The sequence below is a fragment of the Ruegeria sp. AD91A genome, from assembly GCF_003443535.1.
GTDB lineage: Bacteria > Pseudomonadota > Alphaproteobacteria > Rhodobacterales > Rhodobacteraceae > Ruegeria.
Genome location: NZ_CP031946.1, coordinates 1516638 through 1540356, shown reverse-complemented (window position 1 = coordinate 1540356; position 23719 = coordinate 1516638). Strand labels below are relative to the sequence as shown.

Annotated in this window: 24 protein-coding genes and 1 riboswitch; of the genes, 17 read left to right on the top strand and 7 right to left on the bottom strand. The window is 56.1% G+C overall.

Annotation, left to right across the window (positions count from 1 at the left end; genetic code table 11):
* Positions 1-320 precede the first annotated feature (320 nt).
* Positions 321-2060 carry a sigma-54-dependent Fis family transcriptional regulator gene (locus D1823_RS07680; RefSeq protein WP_371415298.1) on the top strand — a complete coding sequence of 580 codons (1740 nt, stop codon included), beginning with the start codon at positions 321-323 and terminating at the stop codon, positions 2058-2060.
* Between the two features lie 148 nt (positions 2061-2208).
* A complete protein-coding gene (locus D1823_RS07675) occupies positions 2209-4008 on the top strand; it encodes an NAD(P)/FAD-dependent oxidoreductase (protein WP_117869359.1) in 1800 nt (599 codons plus the stop codon).
* Positions 4009-4218: 210 nt separating this feature from the next.
* Here the strand turns inward: D1823_RS07675 and D1823_RS07670 are convergent, their stop codons facing one another.
* Both D1823_RS07670 and D1823_RS07665 read right to left on the bottom strand, forming a co-directional pair.
* The gene (locus D1823_RS07670; protein ID WP_117869358.1) at positions 4219-4551 is read right to left on the bottom strand and encodes a hypothetical protein; all 333 of its coding nucleotides are present in this window, start codon (positions 4549-4551) and stop codon (positions 4219-4221) included.
* Complete coding sequence (locus D1823_RS07665; protein WP_162896787.1) at positions 4548-5567, bottom strand: plasmid recombination protein; 1020 nt, start codon at positions 5565-5567, stop codon at positions 4548-4550. The genes D1823_RS07670 and D1823_RS07665 overlap by 4 nt, the downstream gene beginning before the upstream one ends.
* Before the next feature lie 128 nt (positions 5568-5695).
* Here D1823_RS07665 and D1823_RS07660 point away from each other — a divergent pair, with 128 nt between their 5' ends.
* The 3 genes from D1823_RS07660 to D1823_RS22230 all read left to right on the top strand — a co-directional run bounded on the left by D1823_RS07660 (position 5696) and on the right by D1823_RS22230 (position 6434).
* Positions 5696-5920 (top strand): hypothetical protein, encoded by a 225-nt coding sequence (locus tag D1823_RS07660; RefSeq protein WP_162896786.1) that lies wholly within the window; start codon positions 5696-5698, stop codon positions 5918-5920.
* A gap of 126 nt (positions 5921-6046) precedes the next feature.
* Positions 6047-6223, top strand: a complete 177-nt coding sequence (locus tag D1823_RS21880) for a hypothetical protein (protein WP_162896785.1) — start codon at positions 6047-6049, stop codon at positions 6221-6223.
* Between the two features lie 79 nt (positions 6224-6302).
* Complete coding sequence (locus tag D1823_RS22230) at positions 6303-6434, top strand: hypothetical protein (protein WP_256369670.1); 132 nt, start codon at positions 6303-6305, stop codon at positions 6432-6434.
* A gap of 250 nt (positions 6435-6684) precedes the next feature.
* On the opposite strand, the gene D1823_RS07655 is transcribed toward D1823_RS22230, so the two are convergent.
* Positions 6685-7398 (bottom strand): GntR family transcriptional regulator, encoded by a 714-nt coding sequence (locus tag D1823_RS07655; RefSeq protein WP_117869355.1) that lies wholly within the window; start codon positions 7396-7398, stop codon positions 6685-6687.
* A gap of 230 nt (positions 7399-7628) precedes the next feature.
* On the opposite strand from D1823_RS07655, the gene D1823_RS07650 reads away from it, so the two are divergent.
* From D1823_RS07650 to D1823_RS07625, 6 genes are all read left to right on the top strand, one after another.
* The gene (locus tag D1823_RS07650) at positions 7629-8816 is read left to right on the top strand and encodes an ABC transporter substrate-binding protein (RefSeq protein WP_205511943.1); all 1188 of its coding nucleotides are present in this window, start codon (positions 7629-7631) and stop codon (positions 8814-8816) included.
* 94 nt (positions 8817-8910) lie between these two features.
* Positions 8911-9780: a branched-chain amino acid ABC transporter permease gene (locus tag D1823_RS07645; RefSeq protein WP_117869354.1), complete on the top strand. Its 870-nt coding sequence runs from the start codon at positions 8911-8913 to the stop codon at positions 9778-9780.
* A gap of 19 nt (positions 9781-9799) precedes the next feature.
* Entirely contained in the window at positions 9800-10771 is a 972-nt protein-coding gene (locus D1823_RS07640; RefSeq protein ID WP_117869353.1) for a branched-chain amino acid ABC transporter permease, read from the top strand.
* Positions 10768-11550: an ABC transporter ATP-binding protein gene (locus D1823_RS07635; protein ID WP_117869352.1), complete on the top strand. Its 783-nt coding sequence runs from the start codon at positions 10768-10770 to the stop codon at positions 11548-11550. The genes D1823_RS07640 and D1823_RS07635 overlap by 4 nt, the downstream gene beginning before the upstream one ends.
* A 12-nt stretch (positions 11551-11562) precedes the next feature.
* The gene (locus tag D1823_RS07630; RefSeq protein WP_205511971.1) at positions 11563-12276 is read left to right on the top strand and encodes an ABC transporter ATP-binding protein; all 714 of its coding nucleotides are present in this window, start codon (positions 11563-11565) and stop codon (positions 12274-12276) included.
* 7 nt (positions 12277-12283) lie between these two features.
* A complete protein-coding gene (locus D1823_RS07625) occupies positions 12284-12961 on the top strand; it encodes an aspartate/glutamate racemase family protein (RefSeq protein ID WP_117869350.1) in 678 nt (225 codons plus the stop codon).
* A 767-nt stretch (positions 12962-13728) separates the two neighbouring features.
* Here the strand turns inward: D1823_RS07625 and D1823_RS07620 are convergent.
* On the bottom strand, positions 13729-14451 hold the full coding sequence (locus D1823_RS07620) for a VCBS repeat-containing protein (RefSeq protein ID WP_117869349.1): 723 nt from the start codon (positions 14449-14451) through the stop codon (positions 13729-13731).
* On the bottom strand, positions 14451-14774 hold the full coding sequence (locus D1823_RS07615) for a 2Fe-2S iron-sulfur cluster-binding protein (protein WP_117869348.1): 324 nt from the start codon (positions 14772-14774) through the stop codon (positions 14451-14453). The genes D1823_RS07620 and D1823_RS07615 overlap by 1 nt, the downstream gene beginning before the upstream one ends.
* A gap of 127 nt (positions 14775-14901) precedes the next feature.
* Here D1823_RS07615 and D1823_RS07610 point away from each other — a divergent pair, with 127 nt between their 5' ends.
* Both D1823_RS07610 and D1823_RS07605 read left to right on the top strand, forming a co-directional pair.
* Positions 14902-15273 carry an OB-fold nucleic acid binding domain-containing protein gene (locus tag D1823_RS07610; RefSeq protein ID WP_117869347.1) on the top strand — a complete coding sequence of 124 codons (372 nt, stop codon included), beginning with the start codon at positions 14902-14904 and terminating at the stop codon, positions 15271-15273.
* A 237-nt stretch (positions 15274-15510) separates the two neighbouring features.
* A complete protein-coding gene (locus D1823_RS07605; protein ID WP_117869346.1) occupies positions 15511-16008 on the top strand; it encodes a hypothetical protein in 498 nt (165 codons plus the stop codon).
* Positions 16009-16077: 69 nt separating this feature from the next.
* On the opposite strand, the gene D1823_RS07600 is transcribed toward D1823_RS07605, so the two are convergent.
* On the bottom strand, positions 16078-16776 hold the full coding sequence (locus D1823_RS07600) for a glutathione S-transferase N-terminal domain-containing protein (RefSeq protein WP_117869345.1): 699 nt from the start codon (positions 16774-16776) through the stop codon (positions 16078-16080).
* 121 nt (positions 16777-16897) lie between these two features.
* A riboswitch (SAM riboswitch) is annotated at positions 16898-16975 on the top strand.
* A gap of 61 nt (positions 16976-17036) precedes the next feature.
* On the opposite strand from D1823_RS07600, the gene metZ reads away from it, so the two are divergent.
* Positions 17037-18242, top strand: coding sequence for an O-succinylhomoserine sulfhydrylase (gene metZ, locus D1823_RS07595; protein ID WP_117869344.1), 1206 nt, complete (start codon positions 17037-17039; stop codon positions 18240-18242).
* Between the two features lie 232 nt (positions 18243-18474).
* Positions 18475-19578, top strand: a complete 1104-nt coding sequence (folE2, locus tag D1823_RS07590) for a GTP cyclohydrolase FolE2 (RefSeq protein ID WP_117869343.1) — start codon at positions 18475-18477, stop codon at positions 19576-19578.
* A gap of 338 nt (positions 19579-19916) precedes the next feature.
* On the opposite strand, the gene D1823_RS07585 is transcribed toward folE2, so the two are convergent.
* Positions 19917-20672, bottom strand: a complete 756-nt coding sequence (locus tag D1823_RS07585; protein ID WP_117869342.1) for a hypothetical protein — start codon at positions 20670-20672, stop codon at positions 19917-19919.
* 11 nt (positions 20673-20683) lie between these two features.
* Between D1823_RS07585 and D1823_RS07580 the strand changes: the two genes are divergently transcribed.
* Positions 20684-22132, top strand: a complete 1449-nt coding sequence (locus D1823_RS07580; RefSeq protein ID WP_117869341.1) for a TrkH family potassium uptake protein — start codon at positions 20684-20686, stop codon at positions 22130-22132.
* Positions 22132-23706, top strand: coding sequence for a 5-guanidino-2-oxopentanoate decarboxylase (locus D1823_RS07575; RefSeq protein WP_117869340.1), 1575 nt, complete (start codon positions 22132-22134; stop codon positions 23704-23706). Before D1823_RS07580 ends, D1823_RS07575 begins: the two co-directional genes overlap by 1 nt.
* The last annotated feature ends 13 nt before the right edge of the window (positions 23707-23719 follow it).

Sequence of the window (23719 nt, the reverse complement as noted above, 5' to 3'; positions counted from 1 at the left end):
AAGTAAGCATCGAGTAGAACGAGTTGTGATGAGGCGCGCACAACTCATTTCAACCTGCCGCCGTTCGGGACTATGAGGGCGGTCTGCGAAAGTTAGCTGACATTCGGACAGACAATGCGAATATCAGCTTCGTCCGCAATGCGGACATTGGGAGGAATTCACCCAACGTCAGCTTCGAGCCGAAAGGGTCCAATGCTGCGCGATTAACGAAGGTCAGCTTGACGAGGCAAAGCGCCAAACGTTTGCCAGTCGAATATTGAACATAGGCGCGCAGCTATACTCATGCTATTTTTAGGAAGGATTTGTAGGACGGGAAGCTGTTGGACCGCCAGCACTCAAAAGAGATTGACCGTGTCTTAAGCGGGTTCGATACAGGGCGAGACCGACTTGTCGCGGATAGCTGGCAGCGCTGTGTTGAAACCTACGGAATGGATCCCTCAAGACAGGAACCAGCGCACATCCTCCCGGACACCAAATTCCGTGAACATCTGGAACAATCCGAACGTCTGATCGCAACGGCGCGTTCGGGGCTGCAATCCCTGTTTGCGCAGGTGGCAGGGCAGAACTACGTCCTGCTGCTTGCGGATGCAGATGGCGTCTGCGTTGATTTCTTTGGCGACCGGAACTTCGAGGACGAGCTCAGAACAGCGGGTCTTCATCTAGGATTCAAGTGGACGGAAGAGTTGGCAGGAACGAACGGGGTGGGGTCGTGTATCGTTACAGGTCAGCCGGTTACGATTCATCAAGGCGATCATTTTTCAATTACGCATACGCCGCTGTCTTGTACGGCAGCACCAATTTTTGACACCAAAGGTGGTCTTGCGGCTGTTCTGGATGTGTCTTTGTTGCGTGGACCCTCGCCTAAGGCATCGCAGAATCTGGCCATGACATTGGTGACGAATTCCGCACGTCGCGTCGAGATGGCAAACCTGATGGCATCGACCCGGCGCGATTGGGTCCTGCGCTTTTCTGCCAGCCCCGAATTTCTTGAGGTCGATCCTGAAGCGGCGGTTGCAGTGGACGGAGGCGGCAAGATCATCGGTATGACTTCGGGGGCCCGATGTGCACTGGACCCGGACGGTTCGGGCCACCTGATCGGGTCGCAACTGCAGGACTGGCTTGAAATCAGTGTTGATGACATGCCCGAATTCATGCGCGGCAGACCGTCCGAAGACCGCGTTCTACACCTCAAGGATGGGCGCGCGCTCTATGGTCATGCCGTTGCGCCACAGACGCCACAGATGACGGCAGCCCTGCGCAAACGCGAACAGGTTCTGCCTGGTGCCCTTGGCAGCTTTGCGGGGCCGGATGTGGGCCTTCAGCAACTTTTGAACAAGGCTGCCCGTCTTGCGCCGACAAATCTGCCGCTTTTACTGACCGGTGAAAGCGGGACAGGCAAAACCAAGCTGGCGCGCGCGATCCATATGGCCGATCCCGCGACACAGGATTTCCACACCGTGATCTGCTGCGACACTCCGACATTCAGCTTCTGCCATGCTATCGAACCTGGCACACTGTTCCTGCGCGGCGTTGAAGACCTAAGCGAGCCTGCGCAGGCCTCTCTTTTGGCAGTGCTTGAGCGGCGCGCTGATCTGAGGATCATCGCCTCATGCCGGCAGCCCCCGGCAGGATTGCAGGGCGGTCTGCGTGAAGATCTGCTTCACCGGATTGCGGGGGCCACATTGTCTCTGCCGCCTTTGCGCCACCGTGCGGATTTGGATTGGCTAATTGATCGTCTGCTCCGACGGTTTGCCAGCCATGATATTCGCCTGTCGACCGCTGCCCGCGCCGATTTGAAATCACGGTTGTGGCGCGGAAATATTCGTGAACTGGAACATCTACTGCAAAGTTCGGTCGCCCTGTGTGGGGACAACATCATCGACTTAACGGATTTGCCCGCCCCGGCGCTCGCCCCTACGCAAAAGCAGGAATCAGATGATCTGGAAACACTTTTGCGTGCTTGCGATTGGAACATGTCCCAACTGGCAAGGCGCCTTGGTGTGAACCGATCGACGATCCTGCGCCGTATGCGAAAAGCCGGGCTTAAACCGCCCGCTTAAACGAACACGTACCCGTGTTGCGCCCTTGTTGCGCGCGCAACAAGCTATGGCGTTTTTGGACCGCACCAAGTGTTGATTCACCAAATCCGCTTGCCCGAAGGGTCACGGATTTGCCAGCCTTCTGCTCCGTGGAGATAGGGAGGATCACATGCTCGACACAACACTCTCGGATCAGGTGCAGGGGTTTCTGGATGACTTCGGTGCGGCTTTATCCAAAGGCGATATCAGTGCCGCGTGCGATATGTTCCAAGACGATTGCTATTGGCGCGATCTGGTCAGCTTTACCTGGAATATCAAAACGGTCGAAGGCAAGGCGCAGGTGGCAGATATGCTTTCGCATCAGCTGGTCACAACCAAACCGAGCGGTTGGAAAGTATCCGAAGGTGAGGTGCCCACCGAAGACGGCGGAATAACCACCTCATGGATCGAGTTCGAAACCGGATTGGCACGCGGCTACGGGTTGCTGCGCCTCAAGGATGGCAAGATATGGACCTTGCTGACCACGATGGTCGAGCTGAAAGGTCATGAAGAGCCCAAAGGGTTCAACCGCCCACTTGGGGCCAAGCATGGTGTGGGCAAACACAGGTCCACATGGGCCGAAGAACGGGCGCAGGAAGAGGCTGAACTGGGCTACAAAACACAGCCCTACTGCGTCATCATCGGCGGTGGTCAAGGTGGGATCGCCATGGGTGCGCGGCTGCGTCAGCTGGGTGTTCCGACGATCATCGTTGAACGGAATGACCGGCCCGGCGACAGTTGGCGCAATCGCTACAAATCCCTCTGTCTGCATGACCCGGTCTGGTACGACCATCTGCCCTATATCAAGTTCCCGGAAAACTGGCCCGTGTTCTCGCCCAAGGACAAGATCGGTGACTGGCTTGAGATGTACACCAAGGTGATGGAGCTGAACTATTGGACGCGCACGACGGCCAAATCCGCCACGTTCAATGAAGACAAGGGCGAATGGACCATCACTGTGGACCGGGACGGCGAAGAAGTTGTGCTGCGGCCCAAACATCTGATCATGGCGACGGGGATGTCCGGCAAGAAACGCATGCCTGATTTTCCGGGTATGGATGTTTTCAAAGGCGAACAGGTGCATTCGTCGGAACATGAAGGTCCCGACAAATGGGCCGGTAAGAAGGTCGTTGTGGTGGGGTCCAACAACTCGGCCCACGATATCTGCGCGGCGCTTTGGGAAAACGATGCTGACGTGACAATGGTGCAGCGGTCCTCAACCCATATTGTCCGCTCGGACACCCTCATGGAAATCGGACTGGGCGATCTCTATTCTGAACGTGCGGTGCAGTCAGGCATGACGACCGAAAAAGCCGATCTGATCTTTGCGTCGCTGCCCTATCGCATTCTGCACGAATTCCAGATTCCGGCTTATGCCGCGATGAAAGAGCAGGACAAAGAGTTTTATGACGGCCTTGAAAAGGCGGGATTCTGGCTGGATTGGGGCGATGATGACAGCGGCCTGTTCATGAAATACCTGCGTCGCGGATCGGGCTATTACATTGATATCGGGGCCAGCCAGTTGATCATTGATGGCGAGATCAAACTGAAACGCGGTCAGGTCACTGCGCTTGATGAAACCGGAGTTATCCTTGATGACGGAACGCATCTGGATGCCGATCTGGTGGTCTATGCGACCGGGTATAATTCGATGAACGGTTGGGTCGCGGACCTGATGGGCCAGGATATGGCAGATCGCCTTGGGAAATGTTGGGGTCTAGGCTCTGACACAACCAAGGACCCGGGGCCTTGGGAAGGCGAGCAACGCAATATGTGGAAGCCGACACAGGTTCCAAACCTTTGGATGCATGGTGGAAACCTGCATCAGTCCCGGCATTATTCACAGTTCCTGGCGCTTCAAATAAAGGCCCGGATGGAGGGTATCCCGACGCCGGTCTACGGCTTTCAAGAAGTGCATCACTTCAGTTAAAGCATGCGCTACAATCAATAAGCGGGCTTTCATTTTTTTCGATTGAAAGTCCGCTTTGTCCGCATTGCCGACCCTGGAGGAGGGCGACGTGAAGGTCCGCTTTAGACACTGCGAGCACCCTGAATAGCCAAAGCGGCAAAAAAACACATTGAAGAAGGGCACGGTTTGATCCGCGCCCTTTTTCTGTTCGTTTTGGGTGCCTCTAGCCGCTTACCCCTTGGGTTCCGGATCTGGTCTTGCCATCACCTTCGGCTTGCTCTTTTTTAACCCCCCGCAGTTTCTCGACTTCTTGGTCGATGCCTGCTGGACGCAGCGGATGACGCTGTATCTTTTTGCGGCGCCGATTTTGGTAACGGCTTCAAAGAGCACGAAGACTTTGCGCCCGAAGGCATCGTCTTCCGTCGCGGCTTCAAGGAATGCAGGCAGCGTATCCGCAAAGGCCTCCATGATTTTTGCGGTGTCCTCGGCTTGCGCTTTGCCGATGTCTGCAATGATTCCGAGCGCGCACAATTGCGCCGAGGAGAGGTTTGTCAGTAGATTCATGAGAAGTCCCTCTTGTTTAACATAATTTTTTGAGAGCACTTGCTCCCTGTAAAAGCCGGTGGGGGCTTCTCGCCGCCATCGACACTCATCACGTATGTTCGTTGGTCTTTAGCGAGAAAAAAGTTTGAGGGGAGTTTGACACCTTTAAACCTCGGAATCCTTGTTTTTCCCTGGTTGGTGCCATTTATTGATCGCGCGCTTGAGTGTCGTGATGCGCCCCACCAGTGACCTACGCGCTTTGATGATCTCTTTCTTTGCACGGTCCGGAAGGGATGCCGACGCTGCGACAATCGCGTCATCCGCCGCTTTGATCTCTTCAAAATGCGCCTGCACCTCAGCTTGGGCTTCCTGCCATGCCTCCTCGCGGGCTTTTGTGCACAATGCAAAAATGCTCTTCCAAACAAGCGCGCGGCGAAGGATTTGCCATTAGGCTGCGTCATCTCCGCCAGCGTTTTGGGGTCGCCCTCCGTGACGGCCTTTGCGGTCTGTATCACGGTCGCGGCTTGTTTCTCGCGTTTGCCTACGTGGGCTTCACGCTCTGTCAGTTGCCATTCTTTCTCTTCCCGCCATTTGCGCGGGCTAACGTGCTCCACATGCTCCGGAAGGCTCGCGAGTCCCTCGTTCTCATTGGCGCTTGATGTCTGATCATTGCGATGCTGATGCACCGCGTCTCGCAGTGCCTGCTTGCGCCGCTCTCCGCGTTGCAGACCCAATTCTGAGAACCACTCGCCAACGCTGTCTTGCGCTTTCTCATAGTCCTTGATCAGAGCGTGCACTGACGGCTGCAGCATCCTGCGCCCGTCTTTGGTTTGTGAGCGTGGCAACACAACCGCGTGGATATGATAGGTGGTCTCATCAAGATCAGCCCGTGCGAGAATGACATCATCTCCAAAGCTGTCTTTGAGCCACGCTACAGCCGCTTGCTCAAAATGGTCCTGGCGACTCTCACCAAACAGGTGGTCTATGTTGTCGTGATCAAACGCTGCAAACCAGTCCTTGTGCGCTGTGATGATCACCTCACGCAGAGGACCATGACGCGTTGCACGCCATACAAAGTGCCAATGCCGCGCGCCGTCTTGCGGTGCGGATAGCCTAGGAGAAGGTTCTCTCTGCGCGAGACCTCGATGCGTTGGAGTGTATGCTGTTGCGGCTGATCGAAGTTGTCGACACTGGACGGCGCACCGAGTTTATCTCGGATGAGAACCATGTGCGCGGCGGCTACCATATCGAAGAGTTTGAGCCGAAGGCGCGGGATCTGGACAACAAAATCCAGCCCCTGATGTCGTTGCGCACAACCCGGCAAACACTCGGCCGATTGCGTCGATCCGAGCAAATCGCGCTGACGCTGCGCGGTCAGGATATGACCTGACCTGCAACGATCCGGAGGCGCAAAGGCGCTTTCGGATCAAACCATCCAAACTGTTTTCTGCAAAAATTCCGTCGGTCCCAAGTTCCGACTGCCACTCACGGCTGACACCAACACAGGGACCCCGACATGGACAGTACACCCCTTCAGTTCACCGCTCAGGCCGTCAACGCGCCACAGGGCGCAAACAACCAAACACAGATCGCCCTGCGCGGTCTGCTCAAGCTGATGGCGCGCGCCGAGGTGCAAGCCATCGCGTCGCAACCCGCCGCCAATTTGAACCACCCCATCAAGGAAACGCCATGACTCAACGCGCCGTCGTTTATGCTCGTTGTAGCTCAGACTTGCAGAAATCCGTCTCGAGGAAGAGCAGGGATATCTGGCGATGCTCATCGACAAGATCACGCTGATGCCGGAAAAGGGAGCGCAAAACGGGTTGCAAGCCGAGATGCATCTCAGAAGCGGGGCATTGTTGGGTGGCAGCTCCGAGGACGAACCCGTTGTTGCCCCCTGTTGAGAGTGAGGGCGAGGAAACGGGCGGGAAGAAGACATTCGCGGCTGACGCATAAATCGCCAGGCACTGAGTTAGAAGCGGACATTCAAGTTATCAAACGTTCGATCAGTTGAAAGTGGGGCACGGCCAATTTAGAGCTATACGATGAGCTTGTGCAATGAAGCGCCCTGAAGGTTACGAGATGATTGAATGCCGCAGATTGTGTGCCCACGAGCGACGCCAAAAAAACCTGCGGCACGACCCCAAATGCGAGTTACATTCGCCCGCTTAATATCTTCGCCAAATCAGGTTCTGTCTTTTGGGTTTGTTCGAGGTCCAGTGAATTCTGAACATGAAGAATATGGTGACGTATGGCGTCTTCGGCCGCTTGCGGCTGGCCATCTGCAATCGCGTCAATGATCGAAGTATGTTCGTCATCCGGGCAGGTGGCATTGCGGTTTGATCCGAACAGGGCAACGATCAGTGAAGTGCGGGTGACCAACTCTCGCAGAACGCGGGTCAGAACCGAGTTCTTGTGACATCGCGCCAGTTCGACGTGAAAGGCACCTGAAAGACGGATCATTTCAGTCCTGTCATCATCATTTCGTGCAATCTCTTCTTTCTCGACATGCGCACGTAGGGCTTGAACACCCTCATCACTGATGCCACGCGCCAGTTCTCGCACGATGCCAGTTTCAATCATCAGACGGGCAACAAAGACCTCGCGGGCCTCATCGGCGCTGGGGCAGGCAACATACGCACCACGATTGGAACGCAGATCGACGATCCCCTGGCTACTTAGCAGCAACAGCGCGCGGCGCACGCGCATTCGACCGACGCCGAAGGTCTCACACAATGCCAGTTCGCTCAGCTTGGTTCTGGGAGCCAGTTTCTGCTCCATCACCGCAGAATAGATCCGATCAACGATCATTTGTTCATCAGGATCGGTTCGCAGGGTGCCTAGCTTGTCTTCAGGTTCGTCCGTCATCTCGTTTCATCCCAGTGGGGTAGGCCTGAAATTTGTTAATAGCTGCAAGGCTTTCTTCTTACAATATATCGGAGTTTTGTTGACAATATCAATATTGTGCACAACAAAAAGTGTTGACAGAAATTGTTAACAATGCAGAACTTAACGCGTTCACCGGGATTCGACCGATGACACAGTCTATTTTTGCAAGCGCCCGAAAGAGGCGCCGATACCTCAGTAGGGAGGAAATAATGAAACGCAGAACTCTGATGAAATCATCGGCTGCTTTGGCGCTGGCCGCATCCGTGCTTGGATCGGCCGCCTGGGCCGAGAACCCGGTCCTTAAGATAGGCTTTGTTGGCGTGACCTCTGGTCCGGCGGCGGCCTGGGGCATTTCCAATCAACGCTCGATGGAAGCGCGAGCTGAATGGATCAATGAGGCTGGTGGTTACAAAATTGGTGACACCACCTACGATATCGAAATCGTCTCGTTTGACGATCAGAAAGACCCCAAGCGCGCCATCGCCGGTATGGAAAAGATGGCGCAAGAAGGTATCCACTATGTGGTCGGCCCCAACGTGGATGACGGTGCCGCAGCGGTGCGTCCGGTCGCCGAAGCGCAAGGGATAATGTATTTCCCCTATGCCTTCCCGAAAGAGCTGTACTCGGCCCCCGCATCGAATGCCGTTCTGGGTATGGTTGCCAATTATCAGTCCGGTCCCGCGATCTATAAATACCTCAAGGATGAAAAGGGCGTGAAGTCTGTTGCTTTCGTCGCCGCGAACGAGTCCGATCCGCTGAGCCAGCGGGATGGCGGTATCGAAGCGGCCAAGGCGTTGGGGCTTGAGGTTGTTTCCGACAACGTGACTTATCAGGTGGACACCACCGATTTCACGCCGGTGTTGACCCCGGTTATGCGCACGCAGCCGGACTTGCTGGTTCTGTCCGGCGTTTCCCCGGCCAATGCGCCTCAGCTGATCCGTTCAGCGCGCGAGCTCGGGTTCCAGGGTATCATCTCAACCGAAACCGCGCAGGATGCGACGGTTCTGCGTGAAGGGGCAGGTGATCTGGCCAATGGGTTCATTTCGGTTGGCGGCGCGTCAACGCCCGAGATCGCATCGGATGACATGAAGGAATTCGTCAAACGCTATACTGATATGTTCGGCGAATATAACGACGAGTCCAACACCAAAGTCTATGCGCTGGAATACATTCTGGCGACATTGAATGCGAACCCGGCTGGTATCGAGGATGTCGCGGCGTTCCAAGCCACGATGGACACGTTCGAGGCCCCCAATCCGTTCATGAAGGGCGACGCCAAGATGCGCTATGTGGGCACGACGTCGTTCGGACAAAAGCGTCAGATTGCCGTTCCACTGGTCGTCAATGTCTATCAGGACGGTGCGTTTGAAACGCTCTTTGTCGCTGAAGTCGACTGAGGCAATACTCCCAACCAAGGCAAAAGCCTACCGAGCCACTGACCTCCCGGGCTGATCTCCAGCCCGGGATACCCGAACCTTACGCGGGATACTCATGGAACAGATACTAGCAAATGGCATCTATCTGGGCGCGCAATATGCGATGATCGCCCTTGGATTGACGCTGATTTTCGCCCTGATGAACGTGCTGAATTTTGCCCATGGGCAGATGTATGTTCTTGGCGGTTTTGTCACCTATACGTTTTACGGACAGCTGGGCTGGCCGTTTGTGCTGGCGCTTTTGGCGTCCTGTATCACACTTGCAGTGCTTGGCGCATTGATTGAGCGTTTTCTGTTTGCGCCGGTCATACGTCGATCTTCCCGCGAGGAGAGCACAATGCTTCTGGCGGCAGGTTTGGCGTTCTTTTTCGATGCGATCATCTTGCTGGTCTTTGGCGAGAAGCAACGCGGTGTTCCCAAAATCGTCGACGGTGTTTTCAATTGGGATTTCCGATTGATCATGCCCTATGATCGCATCCTGATCTGCGTTTTGGCCATCCTGTCGATCATCTCGTTTATCTTGTTCATGCAGTATTCCAAAACTGGCCGAGCGCTGCGCGCGCTGGCGCAAGATCGGACGGCGGCGCAGTTGATGGGGGTCAACGTCGCCCGGTATTCGATGATCGGTTTCGCCCTGGGTGCCATGCTGGCCGGTCTGGTTGGTGGATTGCTGGTGACGATCACCGGCGTCAATCTTGGCATGGGCGGACCGACCTCGATCAAAGCCTTCATGATGGTGATGATCGGAGGTGCGGGTGTGATCTCCGGCGCGATTGCGGGCGGGATTATCCTTGGCTTTCTCGAAGCCGTTGGTCTGGCCGTCCTCTCGCAGTATGGCGACATCACCTATCTGCTGATTTTCGTCTCGCTGATGATTTTCCTGGCCATCCGTCCGCAGGGGCTGATGGGCAAACCGTGGGGATAACACAGTGCCGAAACTCAACATGATCCAATGGGTCGGCTTGGCTATCTTCCTGCTGACCGTCTTCATCGCAATACCTGGTTTTATCACGGCATCGGGGCGGTCCGACCTGTATTATACTCTGACCTCGGTGGCGCTCTTGTCTATAGCCAGCGCAGGAGTTTGGCTAACTTTCTATATCGGGCGCATCAATATCGGTCAGGGGGCATTTGCCCTGATCGGGGCCTATGTTTCAGCCGTTTTGGTGACCAAGGCTGGTATGTCCTTTTGGCTGTCGCTGCCGCTGGCGGGGCTGTTCGCCGCCGCTGTGGCGGTTGTGATCGGGGTTCCGATCCTGCGCCTGCGCGGTGTCTACTTTGCCATGATTTCACTGGTGCTGACGCAGGTGGTCACCCTGACCGCGCTGGCCTTGCCAATTACGAATGGGGCCAAGGGTATCACCTCGATCCCGCTGCCCGGAGGGGTGTCGGTTCTGGGCCTGACCCTGATCCCGGATTTCGCGACGCTGGAAAACCCAAGGCTTGCCTTCTACTACGCCGCCAGCGTGCTGATGGTGCTGACCTTTGCCGCCATGTATCGGCTGGTGAATTCGCGGCTTGGCCATCTGTGTCGGTCGATGCAGCAGAACGAGGAGTTGGCCAGTTCTATCGGCGTCAACATCTCGTACATCCGGGTCATCGTGTTCGCGATCTCGTCCTTTCTGGGCGGTATTGGCGGGGCGATGTTCGGCTCAATCGCACAGTCGGTTTACCCTTCCAGCTTTCAGGTCGCCGACAGCGTGAACTTCATGCTGAATTGTTTCCTGGGCGGTTTGGGATATGTCTTTGGCCCAATGCTGGGCACACTGGTTCTGTATTTCGGTTGGGACCTGCTGTTTGAATTGGGTCGCTTCCAATTGTTGGCCTATTCCAGCTTGCTGATCATCCTGATGTTGGTGCTGCCAAACGGCCTGCTGAGCCTTCGCCTTCCCGGTAAAAAGGGGGCCGACAAATGAGTCATCTACTGGAAATCCGCCATGTCACCAAGAAGTTCGGCGGTTTGACCGCCAACAGCGATATCTCCTTCAATGTCAATGAAAATGAGATCCTGTCAGTGATCGGGCCAAACGGGGCTGGAAAAAGCACACTGTTCAAGATGATCTCGTCCTTTTTGCCTACAACAACGGGGGAGGTGCTGTTCAAGGGCGAAAGGATTTCGAACCTGAAGCCGCATGTGGTGGCGCGTAAAGGGGTCGTTCGCACGTTTCAGGAAACGACTATCTTCAAGTCGATGACCGTGCGCGAAAGCATCATCGTCGCGCAGCATTTGCGGGCCCGCGCCTCATTGGCGGGGTATTTCTGGGGCACCAGGATGGCGCATGAGGATGTCGACAGCTTTGGCCAATATGCCGACGATCTGATCGAATTCCTTGGCATGACCGAGATCGCCAATGAGCAGGCCTCGAACCTGCCACAAGGGAACTTGCGGGCGCTTGGAATTGCCATTGGATTGGCCACTGATCCCAAGGTCCTGCTGTTGGATGAACCCTTTGCCGGGATGAACCATGACGAAACCATGAAGATGGTCAATCTGGTGCGCAAGGTGCGCGATGACCGGGGTGTTACGGTGCTGTTGGTGGAACACGACATGCCTGCGGTGATGAATATATCCGACCGGATTGTGGTTCTAAACTTTGGCGAAATGATCGCCGAAGGGACGCCTGGGGAAATCCAGAACAACGAAAAGGTCATCGAAGCCTATCTGGGCAGCGCGGATGACGAGATCGGGATCTGAGCCATGACAAAGATGTTAGAATTCAAGGATGTCGAGCTCTACTACGACCATGTCTATGCGCTGAAAGGTGTGTCGATCGATCTGGAGCAGGGAGAAACCGTTGCGCTGATCGGCGCCAACGGTGCGGGCAAAAGCTCGATCCTGCGGGCGATCACAGGGTTGGCTCAGGTCAAGGCCGGCTCGGTTTCTTTTGAGGGTGAACAGATTGACGGTGCCAATCCGGCAGACATCGTATCCAAAGGTATTGCAATGGTGCCCGAAGGACGCCGTGTCTTTCCCTATATGACTGTGAAAGACAACCTGCTGATGGGGGCGTTCACCCGGTCGAACAAAGCAGGCATCCAGCAAACGCTGGATTCGGTCCTGGAACGGTTCCCACGGCTGAAAGAGCGCTATTCCCAATCGGCCGGCACCCTGTCGGGTGGCGAACAGCAGATGATGGTCATCGGACGTGCGCTGATGGCAAAACCGCGCCTGTTGTTGCTGGACGAGCCGTCGCTGGGCATCGCGCCCAAACTAGTACAGGATATCGCCCGTTCGATCGTGGCCATCAATCGCGATGAGGGTGTTTCTGTGCTGCTGGTCGAACAAAACTCGCGCATGGCGCTGTCGATTTCGCACCGGGCCTACGCGCTGACCACCGGTAATGTCGTAATTTCTGGAAAATCCAAGGAACTTCTGACCGATCCCCGGATCAAAGCCGCCTATCTTGGCGGAGAAGTGTGAGGATGTTGTGAAACTGCTTGTCGTCAATCCCAACACCACCAGTTCCATGACCCGAAAGATTGAGGCGGCGGCCCGGGCTGTTGCGGATCCGGAAACTGAGATCATTGCCACGAGCTCGCAAGATGGTCCGGCTAGTATCCAAGGCTATCTGGATGTATCCACTTGCGTGCCTGGATTGTTGGACGTTGTTAAAGAACATCCGGATGCTGATGCCATTGTTGTCGCTTGTTTTGATGATACCGGTGTTGATGCGGTGCGCTGTGTCACATCGGCTCCGGTTATCGGTGTGGGCGAGGCCGCATATCACGCGGCGTCGATGATCAGTCCAAAGTTCAGCGTCATCACGACATTGTCCCGCTCTCTTGCAGGATTGGAATCGAACCTGTTGCGCTATGGTTTAGACCGCCGTTGCGTTCGTGTTCGCGCATCAGACGTACCGGTTCTAAAACTTGAGGAAAACGACCCGAACACCGTCGACAAAATCAGGGCCGAGATTCGGGCCGCTATTGATGAAGACAGGGCTGAGGCCATTGTTTTGGGTTGTGCAGGGATGACAGACTTGATGTCGCATTTGTCCGAGGAATTTGGTTTGCCGGTTGTTGATGGCGTTGTGTGTGCTGTCACCTTCGCGGAGGCGTTGGTCAAAGCCAAACTAACAACGTCGAAGCTCTGTTCTTATGCCTGATCATCACAATCGGGAACTTGCGTTGTGTCGCAAATTATCGAAGTGCGGAAAATACCCGCCCGCCAACACAGATTTCCCACAACACCAGGAATTTGGAAAAATCCAGGGATCCAAGGTATATCGAATTGCTTCATTCGGATCATGTTCGCAACCTCGATCGTATCTAACTTAGCTTTTGCATGCCCGAAGGATGTGATTCAGTACATGTGCCAAAAAAGCTGATTAGCAAACCGGCGAGCTTGTTCGATCAGGATTTCATAAATTTCAACCTGAATTCCTGTACATCGGCTGGCCATCCGAACCGCTTCAGGATCTTGTTTACTTTTCAATTATCGGTTCTGCAAAGTTCAGAGCGACCAAGATGTGCGTCTTTGTATTGGTGCGCTTCGGAACGGGTAGGGAGGCACGCTGAGATGCAAAGCAAGCGATTCTTTGGGGTGTGTCCTTCAGCTTTTGGTCTGGGTTTTGGTGACGCGCGAATGGCTGCTTTCGGGAAGCCGCATTGCAGCGAACGAATACTTCTTGGACAGCTGAAATGGCCCGATTTTGACGTTCGCGCTTGGGCAATGCCCGATGGATCACAATCAGGGGTGACAACTTCTCGACCGCAACTGAAAGTACAACTAACGAATGGGCTAAGGTCGCTGCCCCCTCGGTTTTGCGGTCTCCCGGCGCTGTGCGCGTTCGCGGTCGAAATCGTCCACTGGACGATTTCCTTTCAACCGCCCACCCCCCCCAGGGTGTTTTTGGCCAGATGAAGAGGCGGATCAGCAGTTCAGGGCTTGGGCTAGGCTGTTGTGGCCTTTGAACGGGCCCAGGTCAGATTTGATCCAGCCGTTGTCGTAGGAGACGCTGACGATCCGCGACCAGTCGGCGCTGGCTACGATCAGTTCCGGGCGGTCGCCGCAGGTGCGCAGGCCGCCGGAAATGAAATCTTCACTGATCCTGTGGTTGGTCAATCCGGGCAGAGCGGCGACTTCTGCCAACCCGCCGTCTTTGAAGCGCCAGATACGCAATGTATTGGCTAGGTGAGGGCGGTCGATGTAAGCGATCTCGATATGCCCGTCGCCGTCCAGGTCGGCGGCCCCAATCGGGGCGAGCCAGCGGAAGCGGGTGCCTATGTAAGGAGTTGCAGCGATAAGGCCGCCACCGTTGTAGATTGCGAGCCTTGCACCTTTGTCGCGATGGCTTTCGACTACAAGTGCTTCGCGACGGTTATCATTGTCTATGTCGACAAGGCGCGGTTGGATGTCTTCGAAAACCCGTTCCCTGGGTAGCCGGATTGTATATTTTGCCCATGTAGGTGCGTATTGCAGAACCAACGCGCCGTACTCGATCTGATCGCCGAGAACGCCATGTGGATACCGCGAAGTGGGTTCGGCGTATTCCGCCGAGCCCAGTGGTTCATATTGCCATGGTTGCTGTGACCGAGCCTGAAACGGACAAACGCCAAATGCGATTGCGACGGCGGCGACCGGCCATGAAGACATCAGATTTGTTTTTCGGGCATCTGAACGACCAGCCCGTCCAGCGCATCCGTGACTTTGATCTGGCAGGTCAGGCGCGAGCGGGCCGGATCGGGCTCGAACGCAAAGTCCAGCATGTCTTCTTCCATGTCATCCTTTGCCGGAATTTTTTCGATCCAGTCGGGATGGACGTAAACATGGCAGGTCGAGCAGGCGCAGGCGCCGCCGCAATCGGCCTCGATGCCGGGAATGTTGTTGTCACGGGCCCCTTCCATGACGGTCAGTCCGTTGGCGACCTCGACTGTATGTTCGGTACCGCCGTGCTCGACATAGGTGATCTTTGCCATTGCGTGCGTCTTCCTTTTGCGATGTTCGATTTCTTCCTTAGTGAAGGCATTTAGGTCTTTCCAGCCTCATTTGCGACTCAGTGCGCCGTGTCTGGACTTTCTTGCCATTTGTTCTATTTTTGTTCTTATGCTTGTTACACCCATTCGCCCTGTGGCTTCAAACCGTGATTGGCCGCGCCCGCCGTCTTGTCTGCCTTCCAACCAACTGGATTCCCCGTCCGAGGGTGCGCGCGTGGCTGTGGCCGGGCTGGTGATCCTGCGGCAGAGGCCGGGGACGGCCAAGGGCGTGATCTTTCTGACGCTTGAAGATGAGACCGGGATCGTGAATGTGGTGGTCTGGCGCAAAATCTACGAACAGTTCCGCCGTGCGGTGATTTCGGGGCGGTTGCTGAAAGTGACAGGCCGGATGCAGCGGGCGCATTCAGTGACCCATGTGATTGCGGAAGATATCGAGGATATTTCGGGGATGTTGGATGTGCTGGTGCGGGGCGAGGGGTAGGCCAGCTTTCACGGGCAAAAGCCGACGTCTGCGTTGCCGCCTTGCGCGCACCAAGACCTGTGCTCGCCTGGTTGCCCCCTGATGCAACGGCGGAACAGAGGCGCTTTTTTGCCACTTTGGCGCTGGTTGGTCGACTCTTTGATGCCGCGTGAGTAATGGCAGGCAACTCTATGCGTCGCCTGTGTCAGAACGCAGACGCGATTGCACGCTACTCACATCATCTCAGAGTCGGTTCAGATGCCCAACGTAACACAACATGGATCTTTCGAAAAAAACGTCCATCTGGATGAGAGCCAGATAACCAGTCGCCTCGAGGAGCTCTTGGCGCTTACACGCTCAAAGGGATATGTGCATACCGCCAGAATGATCGAAGAAGCATTGAATGCCCATTCTTTCGAGCACAGACACCTTGGGAAAACCCAAAAATACCTCTCGGAATTGCAACATCTAAAGCGCAAAGAGATGACACGTTTGGTGGAAGAAACCGGTGAAAAAATGCACTCGGTTCCCAACTTTCGTTCGGCGCGCTCGAAGGTGCCGGGTGGCCTTTCTTTCGATACGAATGAGCGACCCGCAGAACCAGTTGGGAAAAACGCGGTAAGGAAAACGCAAGCGGCTTTTGTCCTGACGCCCCGGATGCGCGTTGACCACAGAAATACTGCCGCGTTGCGCAGTGGGGTTTGGAGGAATAGACCGATGTCTTTCCCTGCGGAGCCCGAATTCAAGTTTCGCTAGCCGATCCTGCCGCGGCCAAGGCAGCCAGGGCCGATGATCAGCGTCAATCCAAACGGGTTTTCAACGCAGTCATCGTTTGAACAAGACCTCCTGCGCCTGCTTGTCGCGATTGTCTCCACGTAGATCTGCGTGCAGAGCGCGCCCGGCCTGAACGCCGGGGCGGGCGCCGACGGCCTTCAGCCAGCGCGCAAAGTGGGGTTTGTCCTCCAGCACTTGCTGCTGCCCTTCCCACAGGCTGGCCCAGCCCCAGATCGACATGTCTGCAATCGAATAGAAGTCTCCTGCAACGTATTCGTTCTCGGCCAGCCGTCTGTCGAGTACCCCGTAAAGACGACCGACCTCGGCCCGGTAACGGTCTTTGGCGTAGGGCAGGTCCTGTGGGGGGCTCAGCTGAGGGGCGTATTTCAGGAAGTGATGCGCCTGACCGGCCATCGGACCAACGCCGCCCATCTGCCACATCAGCCATTCTTCGACGGCGATCCGATCACGCTCGGTCTTTCCATAGAACCGCCCGGTCTTGCGGGCCAGATACATCAGGATTGCGCCGCTTTCAAAAACCGAGATTGGTGTACCATCTGGCCCGTCTGGATCCACGATTGCTGGCATCCGGTTGTTCGGGGCGATCTTCAGGAATCGGGGGGCGAACTGATCACCCTTTCCGATATCGATCAGATGTGTGGTGTAGGGCAGCTCCATCTCTTCCAGAGCGATGGACACTTTCCAGCCGTTCGGTGTGGGCCAGAAAAACAGATCAATCGGGTCAGCCATGTGTTCTCCTGATGTTGGGGGGATCATGCGGGTTTCTGCCGGCTCGGCAAGTGCGGTTTACGAAAGCGTGACCGAATGCAAGCCGGGCTTGACCGCAAACCGCCCGAGGCGTATTGCCATCCCAGAGCTACGTGGCGATTTGTTACCGGATTGCGGGCCACGCTAAACAACACCGCTAAAAGGTCAGGATGAAAGACCCCTTTCGCTTGGCCGCGTCTGGGGTTTTTTGTTTGCCTCCGCCAGAGGCTGAAAGGAATGAGATGAGCGAGAACTGGAACAAGCGCACACAAGCCGTTCATGGCGGTATCCGCCGCAGTCAGTACAATGAGGTGAGCGAGGCGATTTTCCTGACGCAGGGCTTTGTCTACGAAAGCGCCGAACAGGCCGAAGCCCGGTTTCTGGAATGCGGCCCCGATGAGTTCATCTATGCCCGCTATGGCAATCCGACCGTATCTATGTTCGAACAGCGTATAGCGGCACTTGAAGGTGGCGAGGATGCGTTCGCGACGGCCTCGGGCATGGCGGCGGTCAACGGTGCGCTGACCTCGATGTTGAAGGCCGGGGACCATGTTGTTTCAGCAAAGGCACTGTTCGGGTCCTGCCTGTACATTCTTGAGAACATCCTGACCCGTTTTGGCGTCGAAGTTACCTTTGTGGACGGCACCGATCTGGAGCAATGGCAGGCAGCGATCCGCCCGGGCACCAAGGCGGTCTTCTTCGAATCCATGTCGAACCCGACTCTTGAAGTGATAGACATCGCATCCGTGTCCGAGCTGGCCCATGCAGTCGGTGCCATTGTGGTGGTGGACAATGTGTTCTCGACGCCCGTCTTCTCGCGCGCGATAGAACAGGGCGCGGATGTGGTCGTTTATTCGGCAACCAAGCACATTGACGGGCAGGGCCGTGCGCTGGGCGGCGTCATCATCGGCACCAGGGACTTCATCCGCGGAACCGTTGAGCCGTATCTGAAGCATACCGGCGGCGCGCTCAGCCCGTTCAACGCCTGGGTCATGCTCAAAGGTCTGGAAACCATGGCGCTGCGCGTCAATGCGCAGGCCGACAGCGCGCAAAGGATCGCGGAGGCGCTTGAAGGGCATCCCGCGCTGTTGCGTACCCTTTACCCTGGTTTGAAGACCCACGCGCAAAATGCTCTGGTTCAATCGCAACTTGGCGGAAAGGGCGGAACCGTGTTGTCTCTGGATATCAAGGGTGGCAAGGACGCGGCTTTTGCTTTCCTGAATGCGATGACCATTCCTGTGATCTCCAACAACCTGGGCGATGCCAAGTCGATCGCGACGCACCCGGCGACCACCACCCACCAGCGCCTGAGCGATGCACAAAAAGATGAGCTGGGCATAACGCCGGGCCTGATCCGTTTTTCAGTTGGCCTGGAAGACGCAAGGGACCTGCTGGCGGACATCCAACAGGCATTGGAGGCTTCGCAGAAAAAAACTGGAGCACAGTGAAAAGCCTCTTACCGCCTGGGGGCGTCGCGTTGTCTGTGAACGCGGTGTCTTTTCGGGTGGTATTCACGGTTGAAGCCTGACCTTTGCGTCTGCGAAAGGCGTAATTCGTTGCGAAATGACGGTTTTGCGCCGGTTTTTTCAATCCGGACTGCTATTTCCTGCGTAATGGGTTAAACTGGTAAGTGACCTGCAGCCGTATATATTCTGCCGACCATTCGAGGAACCGCAGCCGATGAACGTTCACCCGCGCGACATTGATGATACTCCGGATCAGGAAAAAGCCGCCGAGGCTCTGAAGGTTCTGCGGCAATGGGCGGAATCTGCGACGGCATCCGAGATCAGCCAACTGGATCCGGCTATTGCGCGGCTGGTGCCCGGCATGACTGCGGTGAACTACCCTTCGCTCTCGCGCGAGTACCCGGATGGTTTCTCAGTTGACGCGGATTACCGCGCGACATTGCCTGATTTGCAAAACGGTCCGTCCAGCCTGATCCGCGGTGCCAAGCAGCAGATACAGCATGTCGGCATCTCGAATTTCCGCCTGCCGATCCGATTTCATCGGAAAGAGGGTGAAGACCTGACGCTTGAGACGTCAATCACCGGTACCGTCAGCCTTGAGGCCGAGAAAAAGGGCATCAACATGTCCCGGATCATGCGGTCATTCTACAAACATGCTGAGCGCACATTCAGTTTCGAAGTGATGGAGGCGGCGCTTGACGACTACATGACCGATCTGGACAGTTTCGATGCCCGTATCCAAATGCGGTTTTCCTACCCGGACAAGATCAAGAGCCTGAGATCGGGTCTGGAAGGGTACCAGTATTACGACATCGCTCTGGAACTGGTGGAATCCAACGGTGTGCGCCAGAAGATCATGCATCTGGACTATGTCTATTCCTCGACCTGCCCGTGCTCTTTGGAACTGAGTGAACATGCCCGTTCCACGCGGGGACAATTGGCGACACCGCATTCGCAACGTTCTGTCGCGCGGATTTCCGTGGTCGTCGATTGCGACGCCGATTGTCTGTGGTTTGAAGACCTGATCGAGCTATGCCGACGCGCGGTTCCGACCGAGACGCAGGTCATGGTCAAACGTGAAGATGAACAGGCTTTTGCCGAGCTAAACGCCGCCAATCCGATTTTTGTCGAAGATGCGGCGCGCTTGTTCTGCGCTGAATTGCTGGCAGATCATCACGTCGGTGATTTCCGGGTTGTCGCCAGCCATCAGGAAAGCCTGCACAGCCACGACGCCGTGTCGATTCTGACCGAAGGACCAACCTTTGCGGCATCCAGCTTGGATCCAAGACTGTTCACCACCCTGTTTCACGTTGGGTGAATACACCTGCGTAAGCGGTTAGAATTTGATCAGAGATTTCATCTGTAGGCGCTCCTTTGCCGCAATGCAGCAAAAATGCTGCATCTGCTCGTTTTTTTGTTGTATGTCCATAGGGAATGCAGCAGCCGTTGTATGCCAATTGAATGGTGAACGGCCCTGAAAGGAGGCCGAGACGTGAGATGCCTTGGACTGCAAGACCGAAACCGTCGCTCGAGAAATCGAAGCGGACAAGGCACTAGTCACAAATCTCGGGCTGCATCGTTTTTACAGGAGAAACATGTAATGAATCCGATTACCCAACCGCTGGAGTTTCAAGCTGCGGCAATTCGCATGGCAGGCTACGCAATGGTCAACCAGATAAAGATCATGCAAATTGTGGCCCGTTCTGCGTTTGAACTGCCCATGGCACCTGTGCAAGCACTGCACTCGGCTGCATCAGCTCCTGCAAAACCGGTTAAAAAGACGACGGTCAAGGCCAATGCTACCGCGCCGCGCGTGTCAAATTCAGCGGCCCAAAAGACCGCTGTTGCGAAGAAACCGGTAAAGAAGGTTGTTGCGGTTACACCGAAACCCGAACCCAAACCCAAACCTGCAGAGTTTTCCGCGAAGCCACGCGCCGCCGCCACCCCTAGGGTTGAAACTGCAGTGAAAGCCAAACCAGCACCAAAACCGGCACCGCAGCCAAAAACAGAAACGAAACCGGCTGTATCTGGTGCCAATAACGTTAAGCCGGTTGCACGGAACGCGACCCCTGCCGCGTCTTCCTCGGGTGCATCAGCCCCGGTGAAAAAACCTCGGGCCCGACCTGCGGATTCCGCGGCCAAGGCGCCCTCCGCACGGTCCAAAGCTGCTAAGACGCTTGAAAAAACCGAATCGACCCGAGCAAAACCCGCGCCCCGTACGCCCAAGGCAGCATCTCCGAAGCAAGCGCCTTCTGCTACGCAGCCAAAACCCGCGGCAGCGGTAGAGCAATCAAAACCGCAGGCGCGCAAAACCCGGTCGCCGTCGAATCCACCCGCGATGCCGGGGGCAGATACCAAAACAGACGCGTAATCCGGGATCATCTGCTTGACACGGTCGGGTTGGCGCGCCAACGCTGCGCGTTATGATGGATCTTCGCCCGGTCGGATATGTGATTGGCTTGCTGGTCGCCATTCTTGGGGCGACCATGCTGTTTCCTATGCTTGCGGACATCATCGAGGATCGCGGCGAATGGAATGTCTTCCTGGAAAGCGCGATCATCACGATGCTGACCGGATCCGTTCTGGCGATGAGTTGTTCGAATGGCGTGGGCGAGGGGTTGACCATTCGGCAGACCTTTCTGTTGACAACAGGGGTCTGGGTTGCGCTGCCCGTCTTCGGTGCAATTCCGTTTCTGTTCGGTGAAACCGAGCTGCGCTTTGTCGATGCGTATTTCGAGGCGATGTCAGGACTGACGACCACAGGTTCGACCGTGATATCAGGGTTGGACACGCTGCCGCAGGGGCTTTTGTTGTGGCGGGGTATCCTGCAATGGCTGGGGGGTATCGGTATCATCGTTGTCGCCATGGTGTTCCTGCCGGAATTGCGGGTTGGTGGCATGCAAATCTTCCGATCGGAAGGATTTGAAACCATGGGAAAAATCCTGCCACGCGCGCAAGAGATTGCGGGACAGATTTCCCTGATCTACGTCTTTCTGACTCTTGTATGCGTGCTGGTCTATGCCGGGTTAGGGATGAGTTTTTTTGACGCGTTGGTGCACGCATTCACGACGATGTCTACCGGCGGTTTTTCGAACTATGATGCCTCGTTTGGAACATTTTCAGGCCCGGCCGAATATGCTGCATCCGTCTTCATGATTTTGGCGGCTCTTCCCTTTGTGCGCTATGTCCAATTGGCCAATGGTCATACGGCGTCCTTATGGAAAGACAGTCAAATACGGGCATTTCTGGCGACCATTCTGGTTCTGGTTGTCATCATGTCAGTCTTTCTGACCTCGGTCTTTCCCCATCACTGGGAACAGGCGTTCCGCGAGTCGTTGTTCAATATCACCTCGATCATCTCGGGGACAGGATATGCCAGTGTCGATTACATGGGGTGGGGCAGCTTTCCGATCATGTTGTTTTTCCTGATCGGATTGATCGGTGGATGCGCGGGGTCGACGGCGTGTTCGATCAAGGTTTTCCGGTATCAGTTGCTGTTTGCCTCGATCAAAAGCCAGATCAAACGGATCAGGTCCCCTCATGGCGTGTTCATGCCGCTCTATGATGGAAGGCCGGTCGGACGGGACGTTCTGACCTCGGTGATGAGTTTTTTCATGTTCTTCGTTCTGTCGATGGGCGTGTTGTCCTGGGCGTTGGCACTGACAGGTCTGGACTTCATTACTTCCGTGTCCGGGGCCGCGACAGCGCTGGCCAACGTTGGCCCGGGTCTTGGCGATCAGATCGGACCTGCGGGTAATTTTGCAGGTCTTAACGATACGGCCAAATGGCTGCTGACAACCGGAATGCTGGTCGGGCGGCTCGAGCTTTTGGCCGTATACGCGATCTTCACCGTTCAATTCTGGAGAGGCTGATGAAAAGACCCCTTGGCGCGCAAATCTCGCATATGCTCAAGGATCGTGGTGTGGATGTGATTTTCGGCATTCCCGGTGTCCACAATCAGGAAATGTATCGCGGTATCGAAGAGGCCGGAATCACGCATGTTCTGGCCCGGCACGAGCAGGGGGCTGGTTTCATGGCTGACGGTTACGCGCGTGCGACCGGCCAGCCCGGCGTCGCCTATGTGATCACCGGACCCGGTTTGTGCAACATCATGACCCCGATTGGACAGGCCTACAGCGACTCGGTTCCGATGCTGATTCTGTCCTCCTGTCTGGATGAAACACAGGCCGTCCGGGGCCAGTTGCACCAGATGAAAGATCAACGTGCCGCCGCCGGTACGGTTGCGGATTGGTCTCTACAGGCCGATTCCGCCGAAGCTGCCTATGGGCTGATAGAACGGGCGTTTGAAGAATTCGAGCTTTTGCGCCCGCGACCCAAGCACATTCAGGTGCCCATCGCACAGTTGGAGGCCGAGGCCGACCCGGCGCCGTTCCCCAACCAGCCCGCGCTGCGCACCAAAGCGTTGCCGCCTGACGTGTCATCGGTTGTGTCCATGTTGAACCTGGCCCGCAGGCCGCTGTTCATTCTGGGTGGGGGCTGCAAATCCAATGAATGGCGGCAGATTCTGACGCAGCTGGGGGCGGCGTGCTTTACCACCTATGCCGGACGTGGGCTGTCGGGCGCAAATTATCCGCTGGATTTCGGATCCATGTTGCCGCGTCCCGGCAGTGCCGAGGTGATAGCATCGGCTGATCTGGTGATCGCGGTAGGGGCCGAGCTGGGCGAGGTCGATTTGTGGCGGCATGAGTTGGGGCACAAGGCGACCTTGATACGCGTTGATCTTGACCCCGAGGTTCTGTCTGATAGCCGCCGCGCCGCCATCAAGCTGCAAGTCGACAGCCAGAGCTTTGCCCGCGCCCTGTGGCACGCAACCCAGGACATGAAACCAGCAACGGGCTGGTCAGCCGAGGAAGTGGCCGACATGCGCGCCCGCTGGCGTGCTGAGGTGGATGCCGAGCGGCCGGGAATCGTGCCGATTGCAGATGCCCTGCGTGCGGCCATGCCGGCCGACACCATGATCTATTCGGACATGACGCAATTTGCTTACGTAGCAAAAGAGGTATGGGACATGGCCTATCCTCATCACTGGCATCATCCGACGGGGTTTGGCACTCTTGGCTATGGGTTGCCCGCCGGTATTGGCGGGGCGGTTGCCCGACGCCGCAAACCCACGGCCGTTATCGCCGGGGATTACGGGTTCCATTACACGATGCAGGAACTGGGCGTGGCGGTTGAACTGGGTTTGTCGCTGCCGATCATTCTATGGGACAACGGCAAACTGAAAGAAATCGAGGACAGTATGGTGCGCAGTCAGATCGCCCCCACTGCGGTCATGGCCCACAATCCTGATTTCTGCAAACTCGCCCAAGCCTTCGGTGCGCGCTCTTCAGCACCTTCGAATGTGGCAGAGATGCAAAGTGCAGTCCGAGCCGCATTCGACGCGCCTGTGCCAACCTTGATCCATGTGACACCTGACATTCTGTAACGAAAAAGCGCCG